Annotated in this window: 3 protein-coding genes; all 3 read right to left on the reverse strand. The window is 57.8% G+C overall.

Annotation, left to right across the window (positions count from 1 at the left end):
- Nucleotides 1-345 (reverse strand): DUF3164 family protein (locus tag QCE79_RS38970; protein WP_309854488.1); only part of this gene is annotated, 345 nt, incomplete at its 3' end.
- A 281-nt stretch (nt 346-626) separates the two neighbouring features.
- Complete coding sequence (locus QCE79_RS38975; RefSeq protein WP_309854492.1) at nt 627-1,319, reverse strand: LuxR C-terminal-related transcriptional regulator; 693 nt, start codon at nt 1,317-1,319, stop codon at nt 627-629.
- A 562-nt stretch (nt 1,320-1,881) separates the two neighbouring features.
- Nucleotides 1,882-3,907 (reverse strand): DUF927 domain-containing protein (locus QCE79_RS38980; protein ID WP_309854495.1); only part of this gene is annotated, 2,026 nt, incomplete at its 5' end.

The raw sequence follows: 3,907 nt of genomic DNA on the forward strand, positions 1-3,907 counted from the left end.
GTCGATCAGCTCCTTGGCCGCCTGCAACTGTTCGCCGAACTGGATGTGCTCGGCGATCTGTCGCACGACTTTATAGCGCCCATCAAAGGTCACCAGCGAAATGTTTCCCTTGATGGCCCGCATACGCACGCCGTACTGCTCGCTGCTGGCTTCGACGAACGCGGCGACATCAGCAAAGGCCCGTTCCTTGAATGCAAGGAGCTGCTTCTGATGTTGTTTCGCACTGTCGATCAGGGCCATGACCGTCTGGTCACGTAGACGATCAACGGGCTTGACCATTGATTCGGGGACGTAGCGGCCTCGCGCGTCAAGGACGAAGCCGGGCATTACAGGTTGCGAGTTCACGATGGATTCGAATAAACGGATTGAGTGTTGACTACATCACAAATTATATGTCGTCAATATCTCATTACTTGCAATTTTATTTGACCTGATGGGTGTAGCGCGGCCCTGTACGGATGACCTACAAGAATGTGGCAATCCAGCATTGACGCGGGTTTGCGCGGTGCACTTCGCCACTTGTTCGCCACTACATATGCAAAAGGGGTCTGCCCATTCTCGGCAGACCCCCTCTTTCATCCCAATCGGTGTCGGTCTGAGCGACGCGATATAAAGCTCCTAAATCTTCAGGAGCAACTCGCCCCATCCTGAACGCCAGCTTCCAGCACCAATGTCCTGTCGTGAAGGATGCACATGTCCTCTTCCGAAAACAGTCGGAATAGCTCAGCGCTCGTTGCTATGCCCAATTTAAGCATCCCGTTCGTCTTGTGAGTGCAGATAGTTTGCTTCGAGCGCCTACGTGCCAGTGCGATATCCGTCAAAGACTGCCCGGCCAAGGTAGCGCTTAATACGTCGATCTCACATGCAGTAAGGGGCTGATAACTTTGGCCGCGTCTGGGCAGTGTCGCCGCGTACTTCGCAAGTGTGGGCGAAACGAATTTCTTGCGAGCATGCGCGGCCTTAATTGCCGGCTTCAAATGCACACCAATTTCATCGTCGTCAAGTACGGCATGTACCGCTTTCAGGGCTGACAGCGTCGCAAGATAAGCAGGATTTTTAATGCACGAGTGCAGTACCAGGCCCACATCGATATGACCTGCCCGAATGCGGGTGAGCAAGGGTTGCCCAAGAGCGTTATTTCGCGACGAGACGCTCTGAAGGTCCGCGACAATTACGTCGCAATCGAGCGCAAGCTTGGACAACTCATCAGCGCATTGAGTCGTGACGACAGAGGTCACCCCAGCGCATCGCCGAACGGCCGCCTCGGTACCCAATGCGGTGATGAGATGGCGACCAGCACAAACAATTCTCAAAGACATCGAAACCTCGCAAACGAACGAAGCAACGAGCCTAGCGAGAGCATGGTCAGCGGACAATCTGATGCGTTCGACGGACACAGTACGAAGTCGCGTTTAAAACCCTTCAATTTGCTTGCAGCAATTAAAAGGGATTGGCTCCCGCACTCTATAGGTACACATTTCCACTGCCAACACTGCCAAACTGCCAACTGCGCCTCCAAACCCTTGCTGGATAAGGAGTTCGCTGTTGGCAGTGGATTGCGATTTGATGCCAATTGTTGGCAGTCGACTGCCCACGCCCCGCTATCAGGGATTCCGTCATGCGAAACACTGCCAACACTGCCAACACACTGCCAACAGCAAAAGCTATATAGCATAAGGGTTTAAATAGGGTAGTTGGCAGTTGGCAGTGTTGGCAGTGGGATTTCCCTATACGGGAATTTCGGAAATTCACGAAAAGTCAGTGAAAGTTATTAGAAAGCCATCAATCCTTGCCTGACAAAGCTTTCGGGTAAACGTGTAACGTCTGGCCATAAAAAAACCTCGCGCGGTGGCGAGGTTTAAGGTGGAGTGCAGCGTCGCGCTACTTATCGTCGTCAGCTTTCCAATCAGCGTGATTTTTGCGCGGGTAGAGCACGTAGACCTGCCCCAGGCCGCGTCCACCGTTTTTCGTCCATCCATTGCGGCCCGTTGGACGCAAAAGGATGCGAGCGTTATGAAGAGCCTTGCAGGCGTGCTTCAGGTCATAACCGACGACAAACACGCCTTTGAACGTTGCGGGCGGCACGTACACGGTGATTTTGCCGTCGGCGTCGGTCCGGATGAACCCCAGCGAGTTGTGCACGACCGGCATGCTGTCGGTGAGCGGTAGGCGAACGAATCTCGAGTGCTCATGCTGCTCGATGAGCCCCTCAACCTGCTCAACTAGGCGCTCATCATCGCGGTCCCCCGTCCCGAACACATCGAGCCACCGCCGCCAGACAGTGTCAATTGCCTGCTGCGACTCTTCGGTAGTCCACCCCGTCAGACCCGTTTGCGAGGCCATCACCAAGGCAGCGGCTAGCAGGGCGAACTTGCGTGTCGCGCGCCGCACGGGTGGCGCGGCGTCCGATGGCACCATCGCCACCATACGAGCCCGCTCGCACGCGATCGTCTCGCGTGCTTCACTCCACCTTGGCAGTAGCCATTCAACGAATGCAGGTCCGAGCGTGCCGTGCTGTGCGCGGGCGCCAGCCGTGAGCGCGTCGGCGAACGCTTCGGCGCTGGCGTAGCCATGCAGTTCGTCAAATGCCCGGTGTGCGCCCGCGTCGGCGGGCACATCAAGCAAGCGCACCTCCTGCCCGCCACGCGGCTTTAGACCGCCTTCGGCGAGATACTGACTCATCGCGACTTCGCCCGTCGAGATAAGCGTCAGCCTCCACGACCGAGAAGCGACTGTGCCGCCATCACGCGCTCCCTGCACCTTCGAAATGCCATTGAGCATTTGGTAGATCGCCGGGCCGATTTTGCGCGCTTCGCCCGCGCCGATCTCATCGAGATACAACAATCGATCATTGGCTGACTCTGACATCAGCGACAAACCTAAGGACGTACCATTCCAGCTCGCCTTGCTGCGGTCTGGATTTCCCCAGACGCTAGCAGCCACCTCGGCGCAGGTGCTCTTACCCGCTGTAGAGTTGGTATAGAGATGCAAACCAATGCCGTCTTTCTCTCCGGCAATGGAAAGCAGCGGCCCGGCCAGCGCGCACGCAACGCCCGTCATAGCCAGAGCATTACCTTGTGTCAGACGACCTACTTGCTCTCGCCAATCGCCAAGCGTGCCACGCGCCTTATAGGCGCTCGGATTGTCCGGTTTGCCGTTAAAGTGCATGCGAGCATCTGGTTGCCCGATGACTTCCCCGGTCGGCAATACGAAAGCGCCGTGCTGCCAGCCGGTCATGCTGACGATCTCATACCACGCGTCGCGGTTCTCGGTCTGAAGCCAGTACGCGAGTCGCTCACGAGCTGCACGATCGGTCGCGACCGCCAAGCCGCCGCTACGCAGTCGCGCCCAACCATCGCGCTCCCCGATCTCTGCATTGGGCATGGCCTCGACCACCTCTTCACCGCAACCCGCGCGTCGCCAGCGCAACACGCGCATCTGGCGGCCTGAGCTATCGCGGCCGCTTCCCAACGCCTCCAGCGAGTCGCAGAGCCACCGAGGCGCGAGAAATACCGTCTTGCCGCTGTCGCGATCGACCTTCACGCCCACAAAGTACAAACCGTCCTGTCGAAGCTCGTAATGTGCTTCGAGCTCACCTTCTCCGGCCGATGTCGCTCCGACGGCGCTCCGGTCTGACGGTTCGCCACTATCAGACGTTGCAGCCTGTCTAATCTGCGCGGCGACTGCGGCCGTACCGAAGCGCGTGTGCATGTCGTTGAAGTCGGTTTCGTTGTCTACACGCTTATCGCCGAAGTCCGGCAGCGCGACCTTGCCATTTACGGATCGCGCCGCATCAACTGCCTTCTGCTGCCCGTTGCCGAGATCAGCCAGCACGGTGATTTCGGCGTCGGGATGGGCCGCGCGCATTGCCTGAGCAACCTTCATGAGGTTGCCTGCCGAGAGCGCC

The organism is Caballeronia sp. LZ003 (assembly GCF_031451465.1).
Classification (GTDB): domain Bacteria; phylum Pseudomonadota; class Gammaproteobacteria; order Burkholderiales; family Burkholderiaceae; genus Caballeronia.